Origin of the sequence: Helicobacter pylori HUP-B14, from assembly GCF_000259235.1 — a bacterium.
GTDB lineage: Bacteria > Campylobacterota > Campylobacteria > Campylobacterales > Helicobacteraceae > Helicobacter > Helicobacter pylori_CU.
In genome coordinates this window covers 1,040,269-1,066,814 of sequence record NC_017733.1, presented here as the reverse complement: position 1 = coordinate 1,066,814, position 26,546 = coordinate 1,040,269, and the positions used below count along the sequence as shown (strand labels likewise).

Below are 26,546 nucleotides of genomic sequence, written 5' to 3'. Positions count from 1 at the left end.
GCGCTTATCCTTTGGGCGTTGTTTATTTTTTAATACAAACAATACCGCAATTTCTCAAAAATATATTATAATAAGAAACTTCAGTTTGATTGAGTTGCAAACTCTTTGAGAACAAAACGCTAAACCATTTAGGAAATTACCATGCTAAGATTCGTTAGTAAAACGATTTGTTTGTCTTTAATCGGCTTATTCAACCCTTTAAAAGCCTTTCAAAAAAACCAAAAAGACGGCTTTTTTATAGAAGCCGGGTTTGAAACCGGGTTATTAGAAGGAACGCAAACTAAAGAAGAAGTCATAACCACCCAAAAAGTCTATGAAAACCCCCTAACCCACCCCCAAACTAAAGAACAGCCTAAAGAACAAAACAAAAGCGACACAGCCACCCCACAAAGCGTCTATGGGAGATACTACATACCCCAAAGCACCATTTTAGAAAAAGCGACCGAACTATTCACCACGGACAATATAGAAAATGGCTTAACTTTTTATTCTCAAAACCCTGTGTATGCGAATATGGTTAATGGGAGCGTAACCATACAAAACTTTCTGCCTTATAATTTAAACAATGTTGAACTGAGTTTTAAAGACGCTCAAGGCAAGGTAGTCAATTTAGGCGTGATAGAGACTATCCCCAAAGATTCTCAAATTATTTTGCCTGCAAGCTTGTTTAATGATTCAGAATTTGAACAAGCTGATAGCTTTAATTACCAACAACTTCAAGCCACTGCCACACAATTTTCTGATGCTAACACGCAAAGTTTGTTTGAAAAGCTCAGCCAAATCACGACCAATGTAACGATGAGTTATGAAAACGCCGATACCAACAATTTTAAAGGTAATTGCCATGATTGTGTGTCAGATTTCACCCCACAAACCGCAGAAGAATTGACCAATTTAATGTTGGATATGATTGCGGTGTTTGACTCTAAATCGTGGGAAGAAGCCGTTTTAAACGCTCCTTTCCAATTTTCTAACAGCCCATCAGAGTGCGGCTCTGACTTTCCTAAGTGCGTGAATCCTTTCAATAACGGGCGTGTCGCTCCCATCTATGAAAAATATGTGCTAACCCCACAATCCGTTATAGATGCGTTTAGAAGAACGATCAATCTTGAAGTGAATATCCTAAAATCAGGGTTTGTAGGGCTAGGGTATGAACTTGATGATAATGATGGTAATCTAGGGATAGAAGCTTCTGCCTTAAATCCTGAAAAATTGTTTGGTAAAACTTTGAACAAAGTTGATATTGTGGAATTAAGAGACATTATCCATGAATTTAGCCACACTAAAGGCTATACGCATAATGGGAACATGACTTATCAAAGGGTGCGCTTGTGTCAAGAAAACGGCGGAGCCATACAAGAATGTGAGGGTGGAAAAGAAGAATTGGTCAATGGAAAAGAAGAACTAAAATTTACAAACGGAAAAGAAGTAAAAGATCAGGATGGTTACACCTATAATGTATGTTCTTTTTATAAGGACAACCACCAAGTCTATACAGCGGGCAATTACCCCAATTCCATTTATACGAATTGTGCTCAAGTCCCCGCTGGGCTTATAGGGGTTACTACCGCTGTCTGGCAACAGCTCATCAATCAAAACGCCCTGCCTATTAATTTCGCTAACCTAAATAGCCAAACCAACCATTTAAACGCTGGGTTGAATGCACAAAATTTTGCAACCTCTATGGTCAGCACGATCGTGCAAAATTTTTCCACCACTTCCACCACCACTTACCGCTCTTCAAGTAAGAATTTTAGAAGCCCTATTTTAGGGGTTAATGTTAAAATAGGCTACCAACATTATTTCAATGACTACATCGGGTTAGCCTATTACGGCATCATCAAATACAACTACGCTCAGGCTAACGATGAAAAAATCCAGCAATTAAGCTATGGTGGGGGAATGGATGTGTTGTTTGATTTCATCACCAATTATGCTAATAAAAAGCAAGGCAATCCAACTAAAAAAGTTTTTGCTTCCTCTTTTGGGGTGTTTGGGGGGTTAAGGGGCTTATACAATAGCTACTATGTTTTCAATCAAGTCAAAGGAAGCGGTAATTTAGATATAGTAACCGGGTTTAATTACCGCTACAAGCATTCTAAATATTCCATAGGCATTAGCGTTCCTTTAATCCAAAGCGGTATTAAAATCGCTTCTAATAATGGCATCTATGCGAACTCTGTTGTTTTGAATGAGGGGGGCAGCCATTTTAAAGTGTTTTTTAATTACGGGTGGATTTTCTAGGGGTTAAAAATTGGCTTTAACTCAAGCTTTTTAGCAAAAAGTTAAGATCTTAAGTTTTTAAAATTTTATTTTTAAAACTTTTGCGATACCCCCTGAATTTGCGCGATACTCGCTACAAACACGCATGCGCTCTCAGACTTTAGCACCATATCTAATGGGATGCGATAAATTTCACGCTCTTTAAAATACCCTCTTTCTTGCTCGCTAAAGCCCCCTTCAGGCCCTATGATAACGCCCTTTTCAAAATCTGCGCTTGCGGGTAGTATTTCACCCTTAAAATCCAAAACGCTCGCTTTTGGGTAGGCGTTTAACACCTCTTTGGTGTTTGAAAACGCTTCCAATTCCATTAAAACGCTCCTGCCGCACTGCTCGCAAGAATGAATCAGAATCTTTTGAAAACGCTCTAATTTGGCGCTGTCTATTTTTTCATTACGCTGGCTAAAATCCGCATAGAATAAACTCAACTTGCTCACGCCTAACTGGTTTAAAAAGGGTAGGATTTTTTCAACGCTTTTGATTTCAATCACGCTTAAAATCAAATGCGTTTTTTTACTGGCCATAACCTCTAATAATCGCGCGCCCACTAGCTTTAAAAGGGCGTGTTTTTTAGTGATTTCTGCATGCTCATAGGTGTATAAAAAGCCGTCTTTTAAATTCCTTAAATCCAAACGACTCGCGCTTTTGATACGCCTTGAGCGGTATAAATGGATATAACTCTCGCCTTCTATTTTTAAAGTAGGCTCTTTGGCTAAAGGGTGGTAGACAAAACGCATTCAAAGACCCATTAACACAACAATAAGAATCGTTTCTAAAAAATACAGGATTTTAGCTTTTTTAATATACGCTTCCATCCTTTCTTTTTTAGTGATAGCGAATTTCACGCTTTTATGGCGTTTGATTTCTGCTATCAGCATCAACAACAACCCTAAAAGCATGACAACAGCGCTAAAAGAAAATTCAAATTGTTGCATCGCCCAAATAAAAATCCCGCTCAAAAGAGCGATGCTTAAAAGAATGTAAATCGCTGGCATGACAAGATAGATTTTTTTGTTCAATTGGATAAAATTCTTTTCTTTAAAAAGGGTGTAAAGATTGATCATAAAGGCTAGAGCGAGCAAGGCGGCAAAAAAGGCATGGATCAGCAAGGATTGAGCCATCACAGAAGAATCTTGTGTATTTAATGCTTGCAAACTCATCTCTAACATTAACTTCTTTCTAACGATTTATTTTTTATTAATCGTTTTATTTTAGCATGCACTAATGAATTTGATCAATGAAAAGCTTAATAATTTAGAAAATAACGCCGCAAAATCCCCCAAAGAAGCGGTTGTTCTTTTGAATATGGGAGGGCCTAACAGCCTTTATGAAGTGGGGGTGTTTTTAAAAAACATGTTTGATGACCCCTTTATCCTTACCATTAAAAATAATTTCATGCGTAAAATGGTGGGTAAAATGATCGTCAATAGCCGCATAGAAAAATCCAAAAAAATCTATGAAAAATTAGGAGGCAAATCCCCTTTAACGCCTATCACGTTCGCCCTTACAGAGCGTTTGAACGAATTGGATCCTACTCGTTTTTACACTTATGCGATGCGTTATACCCCCCCTTATGCGTCTATGGTTTTGCAAGATTTAGCCTTAAAAGAGGTAGAAAGCTTGGTGTTTTTTTCCATGTATCCGCAATATTCTAGCGCCACCACCCTTTCTAGTTTCAATGACGCTTTTAACGCCCTAAAATCCCTAGAAACTTTCCGCCCCAAAGTGCGAGTGATAGAACGCTTTTATGCTGACAAAAAGCTTAATGAAATCATTTTAAACACGATTTCAAGCGCCCTAAACAACCGCAAAAGCCAGGATTTTGTCTTAATCTTTTCCGTCCATGGATTACCTAAAAGCATTGTTGATGCCGGCGATACTTACCAGCAAGAATGCGAACACCATGTGAGTTTGTTAAAAGAGTTGATGCAACAAAAAAATATCCCTTTTAAAGAAGTTTTACTCTCTTATCAATCCAAGCTAGGGCCTATGAAATGGCTAGAGCCAAGCACTGAAGAGCTGATAGAAAAGCACCGCAAGTCTAATATCATTATCTACCCTTTAGCTTTCACGATTGATAATTCTGAAACGCTCTATGAATTAGACATGCAATACCGCTTGATGGCAGAGCGCTTGGCGGTTAAAGAATATTTAGTTTGCCCATGCTTAAACGATTCCATAGAGTTCGCTAAATTTATCATTGAATTAGTGAAAAACCTTAAAAGTGAGTGAAATCTGCATAAAAAAGCGATTATTATAGTAAAATACCAAGTTTCCAAATCTATTAAACAATAAAGGTTATTACATGTTTTCACTCTCTTATGTTTCCAAGAAATTTTTAAGCGTGTTGCTATTGATTTCGCTGTTTTTAAGCGCTTGCAAATCCAACAATAAAGACAAATTAGACGAAAATCTTTTAAGCTCTGGCTCTCAAAGCTCCAAAGAATTAAATGATGAGCGAGACAACATAGACAAAAAGAGTTACGCCGGTTTAGAAGATGTTTTTTCAGACAATAAGTCCATTAGCCCTAACGATAAATACATGCTTTTAGTTTTTGGCCGTAATGGTTGTTTCTATTGCGAAAGGCTTAAAAAAGATCTCAAAAATGTCAAAGAATTGCACGACTACATTAAAGAACATTTTAGCGCTTACTATGTCAATATCAGCTACTCCAAAGAGCATGATTTTAAAGTCGGCGATAAGGATAAAAATGATGAAAAAGAAATCAAAATGTCCACAGAAGAATTAGCGCAAATTTATGCCGTCCAATCCACCCCTACGATTGTTTTATCCGATAAAACCGGTAAAACCATCTATGAATTGCCCGGCTATATGCCCTCCACACAATTTTTAGCCGTGTTAGAATTTATCGGCGATGGGAAGTATCAAGACACAAAAAACGATGAGGATCTCACTAAAAAATTAAAGGCTTACATCAAGTATAAAACCAACCTTTCTAAAAGCAAGTCTAACTAGGAAAGTCTAATGAAGAATCTCAAAAGCCTGCTTTCTTTTTTGCTGGCTTCTTTTTGGGTCGCTATCCCTTTAATCGCGCTCTATGCCTTAGCGTGCGCGATAGCCACTTTTATAGAAAACGATTACGGCACGAGCGCGAGTAAGGCGATTGTGTATAACACCCCTTGGTTTAATTTCTTGCATGCGTATTTATTGGTGGTTTTAATAGGCACATTCATTAAATCTAAAGCTTTGGAGTGCAAAAGGTATGCGAGCCTTTTTTTCCACAGCTCCTTGATTTTAATCATTTTAGGGGCAGCCATCACGCGTTTTTTTGGCGTAGAAGGGCTTATGCATGTGCGAGAAAATAGCGCGCAAAGCTCTTTTGAAAGCGCGGACACTTACCTTAATATCACCCTAAACGACGAAAAAAAACTTTCTTTAAAAACGCCTTTAACTTTTTATCATTCCAAACGATTAAGACCCATTCATGCCACTTTAGATCACAAGCCTTTGATTTTAGAACCCTTAGAGATTTACAAGCAAAACGCCATTAAAAAAGATGACGCTACTATTTTAGTGTTAAAAGCGACCTATAACGGCGTGAGCCACAAATTCAACCTCATTAAAAACAACAGGAATGAAGGCATAGAAGAAAGCGAGGTGTTTAAAGACGACAAGCTCTCTTTAAGTTTTGGATCCGCTTACATTGAATTGCCCTTTCAAATCAAACTGAAGCGTTTTGAATTAGAACGTTACGCCGGCTCTATGAGCCCTTCATCTTACACTTCAGAAGTGGAAGTTTTGAAATTGGATAACACTTTAATCAAACCTTATAGGATTTTTATGAACCATGTTTTAGATTATGAAGGCTATCGCTTTTTCCAATCTTCTTATGACATGGATGAAAAAGGCACGATCCTTTCTGTCAATAAAGACCCGGGTAAAATCCCCACTTATTTAGGGTATGCGATGCTTATTTTAGGGGCTTTGTGGTTGCTTTTGGATAAAAACGGGCGTTTTTTAAAGCTTTCACGCTTTTTAAAATCCCAACAAGTTGCTAGTTTCTTGCTCGCTTTAATTTTAATCAGCCCTTTTACTTCTTCGTTCGCCAATGAAGGCCAAATTGACATGCATGGGGGCAAAAGCGCTAAAATTGAGCGACAAAAGATAGAAAATTCCGCCAATAAAGAAGATTCTAAAAGCGCGATTTTAGAGCGTTTGAAGCGTTTAAGAGAGTATTCCAAAGACCATTTAAAAGCCTTTCAAAGGCTTCAAGTCCAGGATTTTGACGGGCGTATCAAACCCCTTGATACCATCAGCATTGAATACGTCCATAAGATTTTAAAAAAAGATGATTTTCAAGGGCTAAACGCCATGCAGGTGCTTTTAGGGATCATGTTTTTCCCCAATGATTGGCGCAGTATTAAGATGATTTACACTTCCAATAAAGCCTTAAGGAAGCTTATTGGCACGCCTTTAGACGAAAGCCGTATCGCTTTTAGAGATGCGTTTGATAGCCGTGGGTATAAATTAAAAAATCTGGTTGAAGAAGTCAATCAAAAATCCCCTAACGCGCGCAACGAGTTGGATAAAGATGTCTTAAAAGTAGATGAACGCATCAACTTAGTTTATACGCTTTTTAGCGCTCAATTTTTACGCATTTTCCCTAGCGATAAAACCACCGCTTGGCTCTCGCCCATTGAAGCGATCAACAGCCCCAATAAAGAAATTTCAAGCGTGGCAACGGCGTTTTTAAAAAATATTTTTAGCGGATTTGATGACGCTTTAAAAACCAACCAATGGGATAAAGTAGGAAAAACCCTAAAAGATTTAAGCGTCTATCAGCAAGAGCATGCCAAAAACCTCTATTTATCTTCTTCTAAAGTGGATTCTGAAATTTTCTTAAACCACACCAATTTTTTTAACAGCCTGACCTTGCCTTATATCTTTCTTGGGTTGTTGCTTTTTATCGTTGTGATCACCTCTTTGGTTAAAAACACGATTCCAAATATTTGGCTCACTAAAATCCTTTATATGGCTATCTTGCTTTGCGCGATCGCTCATTCTATGGGGCTAATCTTGCGCTGGTATGTGAGCGGGCATTCGCCTTGGAGCAACGCTTATGAGTCCATGCTTTATATCGCATGGGCTTCTGTTATCGCAGGGTTTATTTTACGCTCCAAACTTGCACTATCGGCTTCTAGCTTTTTAGCCGGTATCGCGCTCTTTGTGGCTCATTTAGGCTTTATGGACCCTCAAATCGGTCCTTTAGTGCCGGTGTTAAAATCCTATTGGCTCAATATCCATGTCTCTATCATCACCGCTAGTTATGGCTTTTTGGGCTTGTGTTTTGTGCTAGGGATTTTAAGTTTGGTTTTGTTTATTTTGCGCAAACAAGGGCGTTTCAATTTGGACAAAACCATTCTTTCCATTAGCGCTATCAATGAAATGAGCATGATTTTAGGCTTGTTCATGCTCACAGCCGGGAATTTCTTAGGCGGGGTGTGGGCGAATGAATCTTGGGGGCGCTATTGGGGGTGGGACCCTAAAGAAACTTGGGCATTGATTTCTATTTGCGTCTATGCTTTGATCTTGCATTTGCGTTTTCTAGGCTCTCAAAATTGGCCCTTTATTTTAGCGAGCAGCAGCGTGCTAGGGTTCTATTCGGTTTTAATGACTTATTTTGGCGTGAATTACTACCTTTCTGGCTTGCACAGCTATGCCGCAGGCGATCCCTTGCCTATCCCTACTTTTTTATACTTTTTGGTAGCGATACCTTTTTTACTCGTGATCTTGGCGTATTTCAAACGCCATTTGAGTTTGCCTAAATTGGTTTAAAGGATAACCATGTTCCAGCCCCTATTAGACGCCTTTATAGAAAGCGCTCCAATTAAAAAAAAATTGCATATAAGTTCCCCCCCCCCCCTAAAAATCGCTGTGGCGAATTGGTGGGGAGGCGCTGAAGAATTTAAAAAGAGTGCTCTTTATTTCATCTTAAGCCAACGCTACGCAATCACCCTCCACCAAAACCCTGATAAACCTGCGGACATCGTTTTTGGTAACCCCCTTGGATCGGCCAGAAAAATCCTATCCTATCAAAACACTAAAAGGGTGTTTTACACCGGTGAAAACGAAGTCCCTAATTTCAATCTCTTTGATTACGCCATAGGCTTTGATGAATTGGATTTTAATGATCGTTATTTGAGAATGCCTTTATATTATGATAGACTACACCATAAAGCCGAGAGCGTGAATGACACCACTGCGCCCTACAAACTCAAACCTAACAGCCTTTATACTTTAAAAAAACCTTCCCATCATTTTAAAGAAAACCACCCTAATTTATGCGCAGTAGTGAATGATGAGATCGATCCTTTGAAAAGAGGGTTTGCGAGTTTTGTCGCAAGCAACCCTAACGCTCCTAAAAGGAACGCTTTCTATGACGCTTTAAATTCTATTGAGCCAGTTACTGGGGGAGGGAGCGTGAGAAACACTTTGGGCTATAACGTTAAAAACAAGAGCGAGTTTTTAAGCCAATACAAATTCAATCTGTGTTTTGAAAACTCGCAAGGCTATGGCTATGTAACTGAAAAAATCATTGACGCTTATTTCAGCCATACCATTCCTATTTATTGGGGGAGTCCCAGCGTGGCGAAAGATTTTAACCCTAAAAGTTTTGTGAATGTGCATGATTTCAAAAACTTTGATGAAGCGATTGATTATGTGAGATACTTGCACACGCACCCAAACGCCTATTTAGACATGCTCTATGAAAACCCTTTAAACACTATTGATGGGAAAGCTTACTTTTACCAAGATTTGAGTTTTAAAAAAATCCTAGCTTTTTTTAAAACGATTTTAGAAAACGACACGATTTACCATTGCGATGCCCATCATTATTCTGCTCTTCATCGTGATTTGAATGAGCCTTTAATATCTATTGATGATTTGAGGGTTAATTATGATGATTTGAGGGTTAATTATGATGATTTGAGGGTTAATTATGATGATTTGAGGGTTAATTATGAGCGGCTTTTACAAAACGCTTCGCCTTTATTGGAACTCTCTCAAAACACCACTTTTAAAATCTATCGCAAAATTTATCACAAATCCTTACCCTTATTGCGTGCAATAAGGAGATGGGTTAAAAAATTGGGTTTGTAAAATTGGGGGTAATCAAACCCCTTGCGCTATCATCGCAGACGCCACTTTTCTAAAACCAGCGATATTGGCCCCTAAAACAAAATTAGTAGGGTCTTTAAACTCTTTAGCGGTTTGAGAGACATTCTTATAAATCTCTTTCATGATATGGTGTAATTTCGCATCCACCACTTCAAAACTCCAAGGGTGCATGCTCGCGTTTTGCGCCATTTCCAAGCCGCTCACGCTCACCCCCCCAGCATTAGCCGCCTTGCCTATGCCATAAGAAATTTTAGCTTGTAAAAACAATTCAATCGCTTCATTGCTTGAGGGCATGTTCGCCCCTTCAGCCACGCATTTACACCCGTTAGAAAGGAGGGTTTTAGCGTCTAAAACGCTCAATTCATTCTCAGTCGCACTAGGAAAAGCCGCAAAACAAGGCACATGCCATACGGCATTCCCCCCTTTGGGGTAATTCTCTGTGGGCGTGTATTTTGCACTAGTTTTTTCTAAAGCGTATTCTTTGATCCTCCCACGACGCGCCTCTTTAATTTCTTTCAAAAGCTCTAAATCAATGCCGTCTTTGTCATAAATCATGCCATTAGAATCGCTCGCCGTTACCGGTTTGGCTCCTATTTGAAGCAGTTTTTCAATGGTGTAAATAGCGACATTACCGCTCCCAGAAACGCTACAAACCTTACCCTCTAAAGAGCTGTTCCTTTCTTGCAACATTTCTTCAGCAAAATACACGCACCCATAACCGGTAGCTTCTTTTCTGCACAAACTCCCCCCATAAGTGAGTCCCTTACCGGTCAATACGCCCTCAAAACGATTGACTAATTTTTTATATTGCCCAAACAGATAGCCAATCTCTCTTTCGCCCACTCCAATATCCCCAGCTGGCACATCAGTCGTGGCCCCAATGTGGCGGTATAATTCGTTCATGAACGCCTGGCAAAAACGCATGATCTCATGCTCGCTCTTCCCTTTAGGGTCAAAATCGCTCCCCCCCTTAGCGCCCCCCATAGCCAAAGTGGTGAGCGAATTTTTCAACACTTGCTCAAAGCCTAAAAACTTGATCACGCTTTCATTCACGCTAGGGTGGAATCTCAAGCCCCCCTTATAAGGGCCAATGGCTGAATTGAATTCAACCCTACACCCTCGATTGACTTGGATCTGATGGTTATCATCTAGCCAACACACCCTAAAAAAAATCTCCCTTTCAGGCTCAATCAAACGCTCTAAAATGGCATGTTTTTCATAACTTTTATCGCTGTCTAAAAGGGGTTTTAACGAAGTGATAGCTTCATAAACGGCTTGATGGAACTCTTTTTGATAGGGGTATTTTTTCTGTAAAGACTGGAGAATTTTTTCAACATACATGAGCGGCATTCCTTTATTATTTTAAGTGTTTTTATTGTAACACTAAAAGGGTAATTAAGTTTTAACTTTATCTTAAAAAACTTTTTAAAACGCCCACAAACCCCCTATCAAAGCCGCTCAAATCCTTGTAAAACTCTGCATCATAACCGCAAAACTCCAAGCATTCTTTCAAGCTTTTTAACTGGTCATACCCCATTTCACAAACCAAAAAAGGGATTTTTAATCCAGCGGCTAAAAAAATGATTTCTTTTAAGATTTCATCGCCTTTAACCCCCCCAAAAAGGGCTTCGTGCGGTTCTTTGAGGACGGATTTTTCCAAAGGATAACCTTTAGCGATATAGGGCGGGTTAGAGACAAGCATTTCTATCGTTGGCATGCGATCCCAAAGATGCGTTTGTTTTAAAAAAACACGCCCTTTTAGACAAAAGCGTTCAATATTTTTTAACGCCACTTCTAAAGCTTTTGGTGAAATATCGCTCGCATGAATACAAAGTTTAGGGTTTTCTAAAGCCAAACTCACAGACACGCATCCGCTCCCTATGCCGATTTCGCCTATTTCTTTTAAATGGTATTGAGAAATAATATCAAGGGCTTTTTGGACTAAAATCTCGGTTTCAGGCCGTGGGATTAAAACATGCTCATTCACAAAAAAAGAACGCCCATAAAAATCACAGCTTCCTAATAAATACTCTATGGGGCAGTCATTCAAACGCTTTCCTACCAATTCAAAAAAGCGTGTTTCTTCTTCGTGGGTTAATTCTAAATAGGCATGCGTGTGCAAAAAAACCCTTTCTTTTTGCAAGACAAAGCCTAATAAAATTTCAGACTCTAAGCCCCCCCTAAAACCTTTTTGCGATAATCCTTTTTTGGCTTTATTTAGGGCTTGTGAAAGGGTCATTCAATTTCATAATCCAAAGCTTTTAGGCGTTCTAATAGGAGCGGGTGCGTGAAGTGCAAGAAAACATAAAAAGGGTGCGAATAAGGGAACGCTTTATTTTCGCTCACAATGGACACTAACGCTTTGGCTAAAACCTCTTTAGAGCTTAAACTCGCCCCAAACTTGTCCGCATTGTATTCGTTCTTTCGGCTAAAAAACCCGATCAAAGGCATGGCGTAAAAAGAAAACACCGGCAAAAACAAGAGTAAAATCGCAATCAAACTCGCTGGCGTTTGCGAGACATTGAAGCCTTCAAAAACCAATGGCGGCAAATGAGCGATCAAAGCAAAAACAAGAGCGAGCAAGCCTCCCATAATCCCTAAACTTTTCAACAAATCCTTATTTTTAAAATGCCCTAATTCATGCCCTAAAATGGCTAAAAGCCCTTCTGTCCCAACTTTAGAGATCAAAGTGTCAAACAACACCACCCGCTTGTTTTTACCCAAGCCCCCAAAATACGCGTTCAAACGCCCATCCCTCTTGCTAGCGTCCATCACAAAGATGCCTTGAGATTTAAAACCCACCTTATCCATCATGCCCTCAATTTGACTCTCCAAATCCCGGTTATTCAAGGGGGTGAATTGGTTGAAAAGCTGGGCGATTTTAGGGTAAAAAAGATTAGCCAAGATCATGAAAACAAACACGACAAAAAACGAGCTAATTTCCCAATGCTCCACATGTTCAATGATCATAATAAGGGTGTAAATCAACAACAATCCCACGCCTAAAGTGAGCAATAACTCTTTGAAAAAATCCTTAAAAAACAACGACAAGCTCACCTTAGAAAAGCCAAATTCCTTATCCAAATGCATGGTGGTGTAGTAGCTAATGGGTAAAGCTAAAACGCTTTGAATCGCTAAAAACAACAAGGCAAACACCAAGTAGCCTAGCGTTTCAGGAAGATTTAAATAATGCGTGAGATCTTCTAAATGCGTCAAACCAAAAAAGACCCAACCAGCAAAGATGATCCCGTCTAAAATTTGAGAAATAATGGATAATTGCATTTTCCTAATGGCATAATTTCCCGCTTCTTCATAATCCTTTTGTGGGAGTAAAACGGGCTTCTCGCAGAGCTTTTGGCGGATAAATTTCAATTGCAAAATATCGCCTACAATGTAAGGAGTCGTAAAAAAGAGCAAATAAAAAATACAAATTATCATATCTATCCATATGTCAAGCATATTCCAAACTCCTTTCTCCATTAAATTTACCAATAAAAGTGTAGGAATTATAACAATTTTTCAAAAATTTACCATAAAATTAAATAAGTATGGTAGAAAAAAGAGGCTGTTTTTGAGCGTTTTTAATCCAATCATAAAAAGCTGTGTTATCCAACCCGCTATCAATAAAAAGGTTTGTCATGCCCTATTCTTTTAAAAAGCGTTTTTTAATCCTTTATACCCTTTCTACCTTGCTTTTAGTGGGGGTTTTGTTAGCGTTATTTTTCTTTTATGCGAAAAATAACCTTTTAGAAAACACCCAAATACGCATGCAATACACCGCTGATATTATCGCTAAAAGCCTTTTAGAGTTGGATAATGCCTCTTCTTTAGAGCCTTTAAAAATCTTAGAAGAACGATTCAAAAACACCCCCTTTGTCTTATTGGATGCGGATAACAAAGTCAAGTTTTCTAATATCGGGGCGTTTGTGGCCTCTTTTAAAAATGACGCCTTGATCAAAACCCCTTATTTTGCGCTTAAAAAACAGGGCTTTTATCTCACAGACAGCGCCCCAACTAACCGCTTAGGGGTTTCTAAAATCATTATTGCAGAAGAAGAAATTCAAAAAACCTTTATCCCCCTTTATAAAATGATAGGCTATGTGTTCTTGGGCGCGAGTTTGTTTGTTGCGCTAATAGCCATGTGGCTTTATAAAATCCAATAAAACTATAGATTTATTTTCAAATAAGGATAGTTAAAACGATTATTTTTCCACCAATACAGGCTTATTTTTAAAGCTTTTAGTTGCATTTTCAAGCTGTTTTAGGGCCTCTTCTTTGGTTTTATAAGGGCCAATCAAATAATGCGTGAGGGAGTCTTTTTTCTTTATTTGGTAAGGGAAAGTTTTGAGCGTTTGCAAAAAATCCTTATTGGGCGCGTTCAAAAAAGCCCCAATTTGCAAATAATACCCTTTAGGGACACTCGCATCTTTTAAGCTAGGTTTTACTAAGCTTTTTTTATTCTCGTTTTTAGGCGACTCTTTTTTTAAGGGCTGGGATTGATTAATAGCGGTCTCTTGCTTATGGGCTTTCTTGATTTTTCTTTTCACCTTTTTGCTTTCTATATAAAAATCATATAAATCATGGATTCTTTGCTTCACATAAGCTTCATAGCAATTCTTATAAATCGGGCTATTTTCAATAGGAGCTTTGGGGCTTATTAACATAACCAACGCCACGCATTCTTCATGGGCGACTTTGAGCCATTCTTCTTCGCTTTGCTCTAGGATTTCTTTGATTTTAGGGAACTCATACTGCGTGCTTTTTCCCATATTGTCTAACATTTTAATCAGATCTTCATGGGCTTGATCGAGCCTTAATTGGATAGGGGGTAAATTTTTGGGCGTATTTTGAACGCTTTTAGGATCGGCTTTTTTATCCTCTAAACCAACAGCGTTTCTTAAAAAGAGGAAAACCAACAACAGAGTCATTTTTAATATATTTTTTTGCATTCACCACTCCCATGTCAAGCTTTCTATCTTGTTGCTTTATGGTAATCAAAAATAATACTAAATACCGCCATAAGAATTGTTTAAAACATGGGGTTTTAGTTACTTTATTTTATAGTAAAAGCCATTACCTTAAGGGGATAGTGGTATTTTGCGATAATTTAATAGCTTTGATATAATAACTTTTAAAAACCATGAAAGGCTTATGATGCAATCTTTAAGTTTATTAAACCAGTTGGGCGCTAAAATTGATGAATTGATTGAAAAAATCCAAAAACAAGAAGAAGAGTTGAACGCTTTACGCCAAGCAAACACCACCCTGAATGCGCAAAATGAAGAAAAAGACATTCAAATCGCTATTTTATACGATGAATTGAGCGCTAAAGATAAGGGTATTCAAGGTCTTTATGACAAAATCTCTGATTTATTGTCATAAACCATTAAAAACATGTCTTTAGAAAACGATAGCTTAGAAATCACTTATTTGGGCAAACGCTATAAAATCTCTCTCAATAACACCTTTAGCGATGAGATGAAACGCACCCTAAAGGAGCGTTTCCATAACCAAGAATTAAACGCTTTAGAGCTTTTAAAGGATTATTTGCATGAAAGTTGCCAGAACGAGTATTTGCACAATGAACTCCAAAAGCTTTTAGAAAAAATCTCATCATGTTCTATCACTTGATCGCTCCCTTAAAAAATAAAACCCCCCCTTTAACTTATTTTTCTAAAGAACAGCACCAAAAAGGGGCGTTAGTCAATATCCCTTTAAGGAATAAAACGCTTTTGGGCGTCGTCCTTGAAGAAGTTTCAAAACCCTCTTTTGAATGCCTAGAGCTAGAAAAAACCCCTTATTTTTTACTCCCTTTTCAAATAGAGCTAGCTATTTTTATCGCTCAATATTACTCGGCTAATCTTTCTTCAGTCTTAAGCCTTTTTACCCCTTTTAAAGAATGCGATTTAGTGGGGTTAGAAAAAATTGAGCCTACTCTTAATGCGTTGAGCCAAACGCAAACCAACGCCTTAAAAGAATTGCAAAAACATCCAGCAAGCTTGCTCTTTGGCGATACGGGTAGCGGGAAAACCGAGATTTATATGCATGCAATCGCTCAAACTTTAGAGCAAAAAAAAAGCGCTTTGTTGTTAGTGCCAGAAATCGCCCTCACCCCTCAAATGCAGCAACGCCTTAAAAGGGTTTTTAAAGAGAATTTAGGCTTGTGGCATAGCAAACTCTCTCAAAATCAAAAAAAGCAATTTTTAGAAAAGCTTTATTCGCAAGAAATCAAATTAGTGGTAGGCACACGAAGCGCGTTGTTTTTACCCCTTAAGGAGTTGGGTTTGATTGTTGTAGATGAAGAGCATGATTTTTCTTATAAATCCCATCAAAGCCCTATGTATAACGCTAGGGATTTATGCTTGTATTTATCCCATAAATTCCCTATCCAAGTGATCTTAGGCTCTGCTACGCCAAGTTTGAGTAGTTATAAACGCTTTAAAGATAAGGCTTTAGTGCGCCTAAAGGGGCGCTACACCCCCACGCAAAAAAACATTATTTTTGAAAAAACCGAGCATTTTATCACGCCCAAACTCCTAGAAGCGCTGCAACAAGTGATAGACAAAAACGAGCAAGCCATTATTTTTGTGCCTACAAGGGCTAATTTCAAAACCTTGCTGTGCCAAAGTTGTTACAAAAGCGTTCAATGCCCCTTTTGCAGCGTGAATATGAGTTTGCATTTAAAGACCAACAAACTCATGTGCCATTATTGCCATTTTTCAAGCCCTATCCCTAAAATTTGCAACGCATGCCAAAGCGAAGTTTTAGTGGGTAAAAGGATAGGCACCATGCAAGTGTTGAACGAATTAGAAGGCCTTTTAGAGGGGGCTAAAATAGCGATTTTGGATAAAGATCACACCAGCACGCCAAAAAAACTCCACAATATTTTAAACGATTTCAACGCTCAAAAAACTAATATCTTAATCGGCACTCAAATGATAAGCAAGGGGCATGATTACGCTAAAGTGAGTTTAGCGGTTGTTTTAGGCATAGACAATATCATCAAATCCAATAGTTACAGGGCTTTAGAAGAAGGCGTGTCGTTACTTTATCAAATCGCTGGGAGGAGCGCTAGGCAAATTTCTGGCCAAGTGTTCATTCAAAGCACCGAAACGGATCTATTAGAAAATTTCTTAGAAGATTATGAAGATTTTTTACAATACGAATTGCAAGAAAGGTGCGAACTCTACCCGCCTTTTTCAAGGCTGTGTTTGTTGGAGTTTAAGCATAAAAACGAAGAAAAAGCCCAACAATTGAGCTTAAAAGCCTCTCAAACCCTTTCTTTGTGTTTAGAAAAGGGCGTAACACTCTCTAATTTCAAAGCCCCCATTGAAAAAATCGCCTCTTCTTACCGCTACCTGATTTTATTGCGTTCCAAAGACCCTTTAAGCCTAATCAAAAGCGTGCATGCGTTTTTAAAAACCGCCCCTAATATCCCTTGCAGCGTGAACATGGATCCTGTGGATATTTTTTAAAAACTCATGTTTTATATATTTATTGTTTCAAAAAACTTAAGTTTTTCTGGCAACTAACAGCGTGAAATTCACCCATTTAAACAGCGCTTCCACATGCTTAAACCCCACGCTTTCTAAAAGCGCGATATTTTCTTTTAAACTATAAGGCACAAGCACATTTTCTAACGCTTCCCTTTTGAAAGCGATTTCATTGTGGCTATAACCCTGATTTTGTTTATAAAGGTAGTATAGCTCTATCATTTGTTTGTCTAATATCCGATCTTCGCTCATGATCTTTTCGCCCACCAATAAAACCCCATTCAACGCAAGGCTGTTATAAATCTTTTTGAGCAACACCTCTCTTTGCATGGGGCGGACAAATTGCAACACAAAAAGCAATGAAAACGCGCTCGCTTCTTTAAACTCAACCTCTAAAAAATCCATGCATTCAAAACGGACATTGTTAAAATCTTTTAATTTTTCTTGCGCTTTTTTGAGCATGGGCATGGAATTGTCAATCCCTACAAGCTCAATATCTTGTTGGATTTGTTGGTTAAGTGCGATAAAAAAGTTCCCGGTAGAACAGCCCAAATCATAAATCAAGGGCTTAGGCAAGGATTTAGAATAGATATTCTCTTTTAAATTTTGAGCGATAAAATACGCCCCCAAATTCAACATTTCATGATAATAGGGGATGGAGCGCTCCAGCATGTCATCAAAAACATGGGCGACTTTCTCATCAAAGCAAAAGCGTTTGTTTAGGGATTGATTAAACAGAGTGTCTTTCATTCAAAAAAGAAGCGTGGTTTAAAAACCTTTAAACCACCCTATCAAAATAACGCTTAAGCTTTTTTATGCACCAATTCATTGATGTAGTAATCCACTGAGCCTAAGCCTTCTTTTTTCGCCCATTCATAGCATTGAGAGACAAAATGCCAATTGATATGCCCATAGAATTTTTCCAAATACACAGGGCGTGCGTTTTTGTGGTCAATATAATAAGCATGTTCCCACACATCCACCACCAAAAGCGGCACTTTTTTATCCGTAACTGGGGTTTGAGCGTTGCTGGTTTGAATGATTTCAATTTTTTGAGTGTCTAAATTATACGCCGCCCAATTCCAACCAGAGCCAAACAGAGTGGTCGCACTCTTAATGAAGTCTTCTTTAAATTTTTCCAATGAGCCAAAATCTTTTTCTAAAGCCCCTTTTAATTCATCGCTTAGGGCAGTCGCTTTGGGGCTTAGGCAATCCCAATAAAAATCGTGGTTGTAAATTTGAGCGGCGTTATTGAACACGCCTCCGCTAGACTTCGTCAAAATAGCAAACAAAGAACTTTTCTCAAAATCCGTGCCTTTGATGAGGTTGTTCAAATTATTCACATAAGTTTGATGGTGTTTCCCATGGTGGAAATCAAACGCCACAGGGCTTAAAAAATCTCCCATGCTGTCTTTAGCAAAAGGCAACTCTCGTAATGTAAACATGTTTTCTCCTTGTGATTAGAATAGCCGTATTGTAATCATTTTTTAATACTTTTTGGTAAATCTTTTCTTAAAAATTAAATCGTTATGCAAATTTTGTAGATTTTAAGGGGTTTTTTAAAATGAAAACGACTTTTTAAACAAATTCTTTTTAAATTTGTTAAAAGTTAATCTTAATGGGCTACTATTCTAACGCAATATAGCAATTCATTAGAAAGGATTTAACCATGCAAAAAGTTACTTTTAAAGAAGAAACATACCAATTAGAAGGGAAAGCCTTAAAAGTGGGCGATAAAGCCCCTGATGTGAAATTGGTCAATGGCGATTTACAAGAAGTCAATTTATTGAAGTCAGGCGTGCGTTTTCAAGTCGTTAGCGCGCTTCCTAGTTTAACCGGATCGGTTTGCTTGCTCCAAGCCAAACACTTCAATGAGCAAGCCGGCAAACTGCCTTCTGTGAGTTTTAGCGTTATTTCTATGGACTTACCTTTTTCTCAAGGGCAAATTTGCGGTGCTGAAGGCATTAAGGACCTAAGAATCTTAAGCGATTTTAGGTATAAGGCTTTTGGGGAAAATTACGGCGTGCTGTTGGGCAAAGGCTCTTTGCAAGGCTTGCTCGCTCGATCGGTGTTTGTTCTTGATGATAAGGGAGTGGTTATCTATAAAGAAATCGTTCAAAACATTTTAGAAGAGCCCAATTATGAAGCGCTTTTAAAAGTGTTGAAATAGGAAAATTAAAAGGAGGGGGCTACAATTTAGTGAATCTCAACGCAAAAATCCCCACTCGTTAAAAAGCGTTGGTGATAAAAACTAAAAAATGAGAGGTTTTTTTAATCCGCTTAAAAAAGTTTCACGCTGTTTTTAAGAGAAAAGATTAAAAAAGACTCTATTTTCAATCAAACATTATCGCTTGATTAAAATCAAGCTTTTAATGGGGTAGGTCTTTCTCAAAACCCATAAGGGTTTGATAGAAAAGGTTTTAAAAGTCTTTTTTTAAGATTTCTTCCACTCTTAAAATGGTTACGAGTCTGTCGTTTTGTTTCCCAATGCCATAAGTTAAGTTATTGTTATCGCTCAAAGTTTCTGGCACCGGGTCAATATCCGTTTGCTTGATGCGAATGGCTTCAGTTAAGCGATCTATGAAAAACCCAGCGATCTGATCGTTATGGCGCACCACCAAATAACGAGTGTCTTTGTTTTGCTTTTCAGCTTTCAAGCCAAATTTTAAACGCAGGCTAATCAACGGGAAGACATTACCCCTTAAGTTGAACACGCCAAGCACATAGTTTGGGGTCTCAGGGACTCGCGTGTAACCAATGGGTTTGACGATCTCTAAAATATTCAAAATAGGAATGGCGTATTCTTCATCGCCAATAATAAAGCCAATGAATTGCAAAATTTCTTCATTATCTTCTTGTTTAGAACCTGCATTAGCTTCTTTTTGTCTTTCAAATAAATCTTTTAATTGATTGCTCACGATTGGTCTCCTTCTAATTTAATGCTACGCTTCACTACGGTGGTTAAATACTCGCCGCTATAAGGTTTGGTGATGTATTCAGTCATGCCGGATTCAACGCCACGCATCCTATCGGTTTTAGTTACCCGACTGGTTACTGCAATCAAAGGCAGGTTTTTGAATTTATTGTATTTGCGCACTTCAGAAGCGAAAGTGTAGCCGTCCATTTTAGGCATTTCAATATCCACTAAAATAGCGTCCGGAATCTTATCGCCATTTTTAAGCATTTCTAAGCCTTCTAACCCGTTGGTGGCTTCTAAAAGCGTGATGCCTAATGGTTTTAAACATTTGCGGATAATCGCTCTGTCCGTGCTGCTGTCATCAATCGCTAAGACGACATAATCGCTAGGGGAATTTTTGCTCTTGGTGTTTTCGGATTCATTCATCAAGGTAGTGATATTGACCTTGATGCTTTTTGCCATATCCATCATCGCCCCCACATCTACAATAAGAGTGATTTTCCCATCGCCTCTCACCGTAGCGCCAGCAATGCCTCTAGTGTTTTTAAGGTAGTAGCCTAAAGATTTGATGACCACTTCTTCTTGACCGATTAAATAATCCACAATCACGCCAATTTTTTGATCGGCTAATCCAATGATGACCACATACACATCTGAGTTGGATTCCAAAATAGCATCCACTTTAAAAATATCAGAAAGGCGCACCAAAGAAAGCACCTCATCTCTCAAGCACAACACGCTCTTGCCATCAACGGTGTAGATTTCATCTTGGCTGATACGCACGGTTTCTAAAACTGAAGAAAGCGGGATAGCGTAATATTCTTCTTGAACGCCCACGAGTAAAGCTTGAATGATAGCTAGAGTGAGAGGGATTTTAAGCTTTTGAGTCGTGCCTACCCCCACTTCTGAATCAATTTCAATGATCCCATTGAGCTTTTCAATATTGGTTTTCACCACATCCATGCCCACGCCTCTGCCTGAGACATTGGAAACGACTTTTGCGGTAGAAAAGCCTGGCTTGAAAATGAGGTTAAACGCTTCCCTATCGCTCATGCTTTCAGCGTCTCTTTCGCTAATCACCCCTTTTTCAATCGCTTTTTCTTTAAGCATCACAGGGTCTAACCCCTTGCCATCATCAGAGATTTTAATCACAATATGATTACCCTCATTATACGCGCTCAATTGCACTTTACCGGTTTCAGGCTTGTTAAGCTTTCTTCTTTCTTCTAAAGGCTCAATCCCATGATCGCATGAGTTGCGGATAATGTGGATGAGCGGATCGCCAATCTCTTCTACAATGGATTTGTCTAATTCGGTTTCTTCGCCCTCAATGATTAATTCAATGCTCTTGCCTAATTCCCGGCTCAAATCCCTTACCATGCGAGGGAATTTATTGAACACTTTGCCCACTGGTTGCATCCGGGTTTTCATCACCGCAAGTTGCAAGTCTGTCGTTACCGCTGAAATAGAAGAAACCACCTGGTTTAATTCCTCTAAAAACTTTTCCCCATCATAGCGTTCTTCCACATCGCTATAGATTCTAATCAAGCGATTCTTGCCCAACACAAGCTCACCGATTAAATTCATCAAATGGTCTAATCGGCGCACATCCACCCTAACGGTTTGCTCCACGCCAATAGAGGGGGCTTTATTTTCTTCAGTATCGGCTTTAGCCTTAGCTTTAGTTTCTGTTTTAGGGGCTTTGGGGGTTTCTGTTTTAGGGGCTTCTTTTGTTGGGGTAACTTCTTGTTTGGCTTCTTGTTTTTTTTGGGCTCTTCGTTCTTTATCAGCCTCTTGGCGCTTGTTAAGTAGGCGTTCAATTTCCGCTTCCACTTCTTCAGCGCTCATGTTAGCATAATCCAAATCCGGCTCATCGGCTAGCGGATTATCGCTTGTAGGGTTTTCTGTAGTAGGGGCTTTTGCCTTGTTTTCTTTATTTTCTTCTTTCGCTTCTTCTTTATTTTCTTTTTGGGGGGCTTCTTTAGTCCCTGAAGTTTCTTTAACGCTCTCTAAATTTTGGCTCGTGATGGCTTGAAGTTGTTTGACCGCTTCTTCAATCTCGTTTTCCTTGCCGTTATTGGTATCTGATCCGGTATCTCTAATCGTTACGAGTAAAGTTTTCATCAAATCAATGGAGCGCAACACGACATCCATAATATCAGGCGTGATTTTGATTTCGCCCTTTCTGGCGCGATTTAAGACATCTTCCATGTTGTGCGTGAGGTGCGTGAGAATATTAAGATTCAAAAACGAGCTAGAGCCTTTAATGGTGTGAGCGACTCTAAAAATGCGATTGAGCAAGTCCAAATCCTCAGGATTATGCTCTAATTCCACTAAATCCTGATCCAACTGCTCGTTCATTTCAAAGGCTTCAATCAAGAAGTCTTCCATTATTTCTTGCAAATCATCCATTTTAAAACCCTTTTTAGCGTTTGAGATAAGAGTATTTTACAATTTTATAAATAAAAATTACGCATTCTTATCTAAAATTTTAGAAATTTCTTCGGTGAATTTTTCTGCGTCAAACTTGACTAAATACGCCACAGCCCCCATTTCTTTAGCCCTTTCAGCGCTGTAATTATCGCAAATAGAAGAATTAAAAATCACAGGAATATAAGCAAACCTAGGGTCTTTTTGGAGCTTGAATAAGAAATGATAGCCATCCATTTTAGGCATTTCAACATCTGAAATAATGAATTTCAAATGTTTCCTCAAATCGTCCCCGTATTTTTTGAACAACATTTCTAATTTGTCCAACCCGTCTTCCCCATCCACAGCTTCCGTGATGCTAAAACCCAATTTACTCAAATGGTTCTTTAAGGTTTTTCTCGCCGTTCTGCTATCGTCTAAAAACAACACTTCGCCTTCAAAACGCTCTTTAGGGGTGTCTTTAGTGTTTTTGGCGTCTTCATTAAGTTTTAAATCGTCTAAAATGCTTTCTAAATCCAAAATAAGCAGGGTTTTGTCGTTTTCAATGCGTGTCGTGCCGGTGATATTTTCTTTATTGATGCTATTAGAGGCGCTAAAGGATGCAGGCTCAACATCTTTCCAGCTAATGCGCCTGATACGCCTAGCCGAATGGACTAAAAAACCCAATTTGACATTATTAAATTCCGTGATAATGACGATTTTTTCGTTTTCCTTGCTTTTATCCGGGACAATCCCTATCCATTTAGCCAAGTCTATAAGCGGAATGATCGTGGAGCGCAAATCAAACACGCCGATGATGTAATCCAAATTCGTGGGGTATTCAAAAAGGGTGGGCATGGGGATAATCTCTTGGACTTTAGCCACATTAATGCCATAAATCCCCTCATAAGGGACGCCCTCTTGCATGCCATAAATACGAAAATCCACGAGTTCTATCTCGCTTAGTTTTAAATCGTTAGCTGTTTTTTCTGCCATGATTTAGGCGTCCTTATTTTGAGATGGTTCTAAAACGCTTGATGATACCTTAAAAAGGCTTTGTTCGTAATAAAAGGAAGGCAGTGGGCAATAAATCGGTGCATTCAAGGGGATTTTTGCACCGCTTTTGAGGTGAAAATGCCCCTCTATAATGCCATCAATCCTACCAAGGTTAAGATCTTTAATGTAGTTTTGATAGGCTTTTAGGCGCTTTTCAATAAAAGATTGCAATTCTTTTGGCTCTAATTCCCAAAGGCGGATGGGTTTTTTATAGATGCGTTTTTTAAAAAAAGGGTATAAGGTTTTAAAACTTAATAAATTTAAAAAAGTTAAAAAAAATCTAGCCCAAGTGGAAGTGAGCTGCGTGATGTAAAATTCATACGCTTTAGTGATGAATAAATCCCCATGGGCTAGTAAAAAGCGTTTGTTATCGTATTGGAATAATACGGGCTGGTTTTGGCGCTCAAAAACCATTACTTTAGAATTGAATACAAAACGCATGGAAAAATCATGGTTGCCTTCAAAATAAAAGACTTGTGAAATTTCGCTTAACGCATGGATTAAATCAATGATTTTTTGCTGATCTCTATCTAGGGGTAAATAGCCCACAAGCACATGGAAAATATCGCCCATGAAAAAGACTTGTGAGGGTTTGGCGCTTAAAAGTTCTTGAAGCGTATGGATTAAATGAGGGCTTTTGGGCAAAAAATGCGCATCAGAGATAAAAACAGCCCCACTTTTAAGCGTATAAGTTTCTAGCATCTCACTCTTTGAACAAAAAAGAGCCAATCCTTAAAAGATTCGCCCCGCAAGCAATCGCTAATTCAAAATCATCACTCATGCCCATTGAAAGAACGCTCGCATTCTTTAATCGGTCAAAAAGTTTTTTCGTGGTGATAAAGGATTTTTCAATTTTCTTTTCATCATCAGCATGAGCCCCTATGCACATCAGCCCCTTAAGCTTGAGGCGCTTGCAAGTTTCACTGATTTGAGAATAAATTTCTAGCGCTTCTTCAGGCACCACCCCGCTTTTACTTTCCTCATACGCGCTATTAACCTGTAAAAGAGCGTTTAAAGTTACGCCCAATATTTCGCAACGCTTTTCTATTTTTAGGGCGAGCTTTAAAGAGTCTAAAGAATGCAAAAGGGCGGGTTTTAAACTCAAAAGCGCATTGATTTTATTTTCTTGTAAAGAGCCTATCATGTGCCATTCAAGGGGCAAATGCTCTAAAGAATGCATTTTAGTTTTTAAATCTTGAACTTTATTTTCTCCAAAAGCCCTTTGAGAGCAGTTGTAGTAATGTTGGATAGCTTCTGGGGAAGCGTTTTTTGAAACAGCCACGATTTTGACAATATGGTGCCTTGAATAGGCGATGCGAGCCTTTTCTATTTTGGCGATGAGAGCATCAATTTTTTGGCGATAATCTAACATAATCCTTCTTTATGGCTTCTTCTTTATAGATCTTCTTTATGCGTGCTGAAAGAATGCGTGAGATGGAATTTTTGATTTAAAGTTTCAAAATCTTTTAAAAGCCCTTTCTTTTTCAAATTTTCTATGACTTCCATGGAGCAATTGGTTTCGGTGGGCCATTCTCTAAAATGTTTATCCATAACGCCCTTATTGGTAGCGTCTATAAAAAAACAATGTTTAGAGGTGAGGATATCGCGCTGCGCATCAATATTATTAACAATGCGCCATAACAACATGTAAGGGTTGTTTAAATCGTTGCTGGTATGCTCTACAAAGATGACAATGCGTAAATGCTCTTCAAAACCGAGCAAGTTTTTAGCCAGTTCAATGACGCTTTTGTCCTTCTTTTCCACGCTAATGACGCAAATGGGGTTACGGGTGTGTGGGTAATATTGCTTCAAAAGAACGATATTTTGCATTTTATCTTGTAAAAGCGCTAGTAGGGCGTTATCGTTTAAAAGCGTGGGGTAGGGGGTATTGCTTTTAGAGGTCGCATCAATACCGAGTTTCCCTCCCATAGCGTATTCAGGGCTTGCATGATCTAAGGCGTCGCATACGCCTTGAGAGATGAGCGCATTTTCTTTAGAAAAATTCTCTAGTATATACTCAATGATAGCGTTGGTGTCTCTTAGATTAGGAGCGTCTTCATTGACAAAAATTGCATGTTTGACAAAGCTCATCTGCCCAACGCCCCAAAAAGCATGCATGACCTGCTTGGCATGAGCGTTATAGCGCGTGTGTATTTTGGCTAAAATCAAATTATGGAACACCCCATTTTCTGGCATGTAATAATCTATGAGATTGGGGGTGCTCATTTGGAGTAAGGGCAAGAACAAGCGTTCAGTCAAATACCCCATGTATTTATCTTCTAAAGGAGGCTTACCAACCACAGTGGCTAAGTAAATGGAATCTTTTTTATAGCTAATGGTTTTGACTTCTAAAACAGGGTAAGGCTCAATGGGGGTATAATAGCCAGTGTGATCCCCAAAAGGCCCTTCAAGCTCTAATTTTTCGCAATCCACAAACCCTTCTATCACAATATCGCAATCGCTTGGCACGCTCAAAGGATTGCTCAAGCATGGCATCACGCGCGCTTTTTTCTCCCTAATAAACCCATAGAGCATGAGTTCATAAACCCCATAAGGTAAGGGGGCTGTCGCGCACCATGTGTAGAGCAAATCCCCACCAATAGCGATACTGACGGGCATTTTGACTTTAGCCTTAGCGTATTCGTGGAAAAAGAGTTGGGAGTCTTTATGGATTTGCCAGTGCAAGCCTAAATGGTTTTTATCATAAACTTGCAAACGATACATGCCCAAATTCTTTTTTTTATGATCCAGGCTTTGGGTATAGACTTGCCCCATAGTGATAAAAGCCCCGCCATCTTTTTCCCAAGTTTTTAAAACGGGTAGATCCCACAAATTAACTTCTTTGTCTTGCTTGATGATGAGATCTTTAGGGCGAGTGGTTTTTTTAGGGAAAATGTGTCTTAAATCCCATAAATCTTTTAAGACTTTCAAACCCTCAGTAAAATTTTTAGGAGCACTAAAGTGCAAGAAGGCTTGCATGCGTTGTTGTAAATCCTCTATAGGGGTTTTTAATAAAAGATCTAAGCGTTTGAAAGAGCCAAAAGCGTTCATTAAAACAGGCATGCCAAAGGTTTTGATCTGGTCATGCTCTTTTCTTATGGGTTGCGTGAATAAAAGGGCTTTGCCTCCATCAGGCTTTTTCGCTTCTATATACGCCAGATGAGCGATTTCTAAATCCACTTCAAGGGGGGTGTCAATGACTTCTAATTCATTATGTTTTTTTAAAAGCTTTAAAAAATCTCGCATCCAA

General features: G+C 38.8%; 23 protein-coding genes and 1 pseudogene. 10 read left to right on the top strand and 14 right to left on the bottom strand.

Annotated features, from left to right (window positions below):
- Positions 1-141 precede the first annotated feature (141 nt).
- Complete coding sequence (locus HPB14_RS05055; RefSeq protein ID WP_000943679.1) at positions 142-2,244, top strand: outer membrane beta-barrel protein; 2,103 nt, start codon at positions 142-144, stop codon at positions 2,242-2,244.
- Between the two features lie 71 nt (positions 2,245-2,315).
- Here the strand turns inward: HPB14_RS05055 and HPB14_RS05050 are convergent, their stop codons facing one another.
- Both HPB14_RS05050 and HPB14_RS05045 read right to left on the bottom strand, forming a co-directional pair.
- Positions 2,316-3,017, bottom strand: coding sequence for a 16S rRNA (uracil(1498)-N(3))-methyltransferase (locus HPB14_RS05050; RefSeq protein WP_001213131.1), 702 nt, complete (start codon positions 3,015-3,017; stop codon positions 2,316-2,318).
- Complete coding sequence (locus HPB14_RS05045) at positions 3,018-3,449, bottom strand: hypothetical protein (protein ID WP_000892090.1); 432 nt, start codon at positions 3,447-3,449, stop codon at positions 3,018-3,020.
- Positions 3,450-3,504: 55 nt separating this feature from the next.
- Here HPB14_RS05045 and hemH point away from each other — a divergent pair, with 55 nt between their 5' ends.
- From hemH to HPB14_RS05025, 4 genes are all read left to right on the top strand, one after another.
- A complete protein-coding gene (gene hemH, locus HPB14_RS05040) occupies positions 3,505-4,512 on the top strand; it encodes a ferrochelatase (RefSeq protein ID WP_001049037.1) in 1,008 nt (335 codons plus the stop codon).
- A gap of 73 nt (positions 4,513-4,585) precedes the next feature.
- Positions 4,586-5,257, top strand: a complete 672-nt coding sequence (locus HPB14_RS05035) for a SoxW family protein (RefSeq protein ID WP_000492202.1) — start codon at positions 4,586-4,588, stop codon at positions 5,255-5,257.
- A gap of 9 nt (positions 5,258-5,266) precedes the next feature.
- Complete coding sequence (locus tag HPB14_RS05030) at positions 5,267-8,077, top strand: cytochrome c biogenesis protein (RefSeq protein WP_000793240.1); 2,811 nt, start codon at positions 5,267-5,269, stop codon at positions 8,075-8,077.
- Between the two features lie 9 nt (positions 8,078-8,086).
- Positions 8,087-9,403: a glycosyltransferase family 10 domain-containing protein gene (locus HPB14_RS05025; RefSeq protein ID WP_000487391.1), complete on the top strand. Its 1,317-nt coding sequence runs from the start codon at positions 8,087-8,089 to the stop codon at positions 9,401-9,403.
- A gap of 12 nt (positions 9,404-9,415) precedes the next feature.
- Here the strand turns inward: HPB14_RS05025 and gdhA are convergent, their stop codons facing one another.
- The 3 genes from gdhA to HPB14_RS05010 form a co-directional block, all read right to left on the bottom strand.
- Positions 9,416-10,762, bottom strand: a complete 1,347-nt coding sequence (gdhA, locus tag HPB14_RS05020; RefSeq protein WP_000289171.1) for an NADP-specific glutamate dehydrogenase — start codon at positions 10,760-10,762, stop codon at positions 9,416-9,418.
- 67 nt (positions 10,763-10,829) lie between these two features.
- Positions 10,830-11,660 carry a peptide chain release factor N(5)-glutamine methyltransferase gene (locus HPB14_RS05015; RefSeq protein WP_000176083.1) on the bottom strand — a complete coding sequence of 277 codons (831 nt, stop codon included), beginning with the start codon at positions 11,658-11,660 and terminating at the stop codon, positions 10,830-10,832.
- Positions 11,657-12,880: a M48 family metallopeptidase gene (locus HPB14_RS05010; RefSeq protein ID WP_000884417.1), complete on the bottom strand. Its 1,224-nt coding sequence runs from the start codon at positions 12,878-12,880 to the stop codon at positions 11,657-11,659. The genes HPB14_RS05015 and HPB14_RS05010 overlap by 4 nt, the downstream gene beginning before the upstream one ends.
- A gap of 179 nt (positions 12,881-13,059) precedes the next feature.
- Here HPB14_RS05010 and HPB14_RS05005 point away from each other — a divergent pair, with 179 nt between their 5' ends.
- Positions 13,060-13,584, top strand: a complete 525-nt coding sequence (locus tag HPB14_RS05005; protein WP_001146989.1) for a hypothetical protein — start codon at positions 13,060-13,062, stop codon at positions 13,582-13,584.
- 39 nt (positions 13,585-13,623) lie between these two features.
- On the opposite strand, the gene HPB14_RS05000 is transcribed toward HPB14_RS05005, so the two are convergent.
- On the bottom strand, positions 13,624-14,370 hold the full coding sequence (locus tag HPB14_RS05000) for an SPOR domain-containing protein (protein WP_001171321.1): 747 nt from the start codon (positions 14,368-14,370) through the stop codon (positions 13,624-13,626).
- 205 nt (positions 14,371-14,575) lie between these two features.
- Here HPB14_RS05000 and HPB14_RS04995 point away from each other — a divergent pair, with 205 nt between their 5' ends.
- Genes HPB14_RS04995 through HPB14_RS04985 form a run of 3 tightly spaced genes read left to right on the top strand, consistent with a single transcriptional unit; the run spans position 14,576 to position 16,896 of the window.
- Positions 14,576-14,803 (top strand): hypothetical protein, encoded by a 228-nt coding sequence (locus HPB14_RS04995; RefSeq protein WP_001191194.1) that lies wholly within the window; start codon positions 14,576-14,578, stop codon positions 14,801-14,803.
- Between the two features lie 12 nt (positions 14,804-14,815).
- Positions 14,816-15,052 carry a hypothetical protein gene (locus tag HPB14_RS04990; protein ID WP_000051172.1) on the top strand — a complete coding sequence of 79 codons (237 nt, stop codon included), beginning with the start codon at positions 14,816-14,818 and terminating at the stop codon, positions 15,050-15,052.
- Complete coding sequence (locus HPB14_RS04985; protein ID WP_000499251.1) at positions 15,037-16,896, top strand: primosomal protein N'; 1,860 nt, start codon at positions 15,037-15,039, stop codon at positions 16,894-16,896. The genes HPB14_RS04990 and HPB14_RS04985 overlap by 16 nt, the downstream gene beginning before the upstream one ends.
- A gap of 36 nt (positions 16,897-16,932) precedes the next feature.
- Here the strand turns inward: HPB14_RS04985 and cmoA are convergent, their stop codons facing one another.
- Both cmoA and sodB read right to left on the bottom strand, forming a co-directional pair.
- Complete coding sequence (gene cmoA, locus HPB14_RS04980; protein WP_000655618.1) at positions 16,933-17,664, bottom strand: carboxy-S-adenosyl-L-methionine synthase CmoA; 732 nt, start codon at positions 17,662-17,664, stop codon at positions 16,933-16,935.
- A gap of 53 nt (positions 17,665-17,717) precedes the next feature.
- Positions 17,718-18,359, bottom strand: coding sequence for a superoxide dismutase [Fe] (gene sodB / locus HPB14_RS04975; RefSeq protein WP_000494623.1), 642 nt, complete (start codon positions 18,357-18,359; stop codon positions 17,718-17,720).
- 224 nt (positions 18,360-18,583) lie between these two features.
- Between sodB and tpx the strand changes: the two genes are divergently transcribed.
- On the top strand, positions 18,584-19,084 hold the full coding sequence (gene tpx, locus HPB14_RS04970; RefSeq protein ID WP_001174655.1) for a thiol peroxidase: 501 nt from the start codon (positions 18,584-18,586) through the stop codon (positions 19,082-19,084).
- 250 nt (positions 19,085-19,334) lie between these two features.
- Here tpx and cheW read toward each other — a convergent pair whose 3' ends face one another.
- The 6 genes and pseudogenes from cheW to HPB14_RS04940 all read right to left on the bottom strand — a co-directional run bounded on the left by cheW (position 19,335) and on the right by HPB14_RS04940 (position 26,542).
- The gene (cheW, locus tag HPB14_RS04965; RefSeq protein ID WP_000070759.1) at positions 19,335-19,832 is read right to left on the bottom strand and encodes a chemotaxis protein CheW; all 498 of its coding nucleotides are present in this window, start codon (positions 19,830-19,832) and stop codon (positions 19,335-19,337) included.
- Positions 19,829-22,243 carry a chemotaxis histidine kinase/response regulator CheAY2 gene (cheAY2, locus tag HPB14_RS04960; RefSeq protein ID WP_000342349.1) on the bottom strand — a complete coding sequence of 805 codons (2,415 nt, stop codon included), beginning with the start codon at positions 22,241-22,243 and terminating at the stop codon, positions 19,829-19,831. The genes cheW and cheAY2 overlap by 4 nt, the downstream gene beginning before the upstream one ends.
- Positions 22,244-22,300: 57 nt before the next feature.
- Positions 22,301-23,236 (bottom strand): chemotaxis protein CheV3, encoded by a 936-nt coding sequence (cheV3, locus tag HPB14_RS04955; RefSeq protein ID WP_000818683.1) that lies wholly within the window; start codon positions 23,234-23,236, stop codon positions 22,301-22,303.
- Positions 23,237-23,239: 3 nt separating this feature from the next.
- Complete coding sequence (locus tag HPB14_RS04950; protein WP_000895014.1) at positions 23,240-23,998, bottom strand: UDP-2,3-diacylglucosamine diphosphatase; 759 nt, start codon at positions 23,996-23,998, stop codon at positions 23,240-23,242.
- Between the two features lies 1 nt (position 23,999).
- Positions 24,000-24,668 carry a YggS family pyridoxal phosphate-dependent enzyme gene (locus tag HPB14_RS04945; RefSeq protein WP_000888206.1) on the bottom strand — a complete coding sequence of 223 codons (669 nt, stop codon included), beginning with the start codon at positions 24,666-24,668 and terminating at the stop codon, positions 24,000-24,002.
- Positions 24,643-26,542 (bottom strand): annotated as a pseudogene (locus HPB14_RS04940) (menaquinone biosynthesis decarboxylase). The gene HPB14_RS04945 and the pseudogene HPB14_RS04940 overlap by 26 nt, the downstream one beginning before the upstream one ends.
- Positions 26,543-26,546 lie beyond the last annotated feature (4 nt).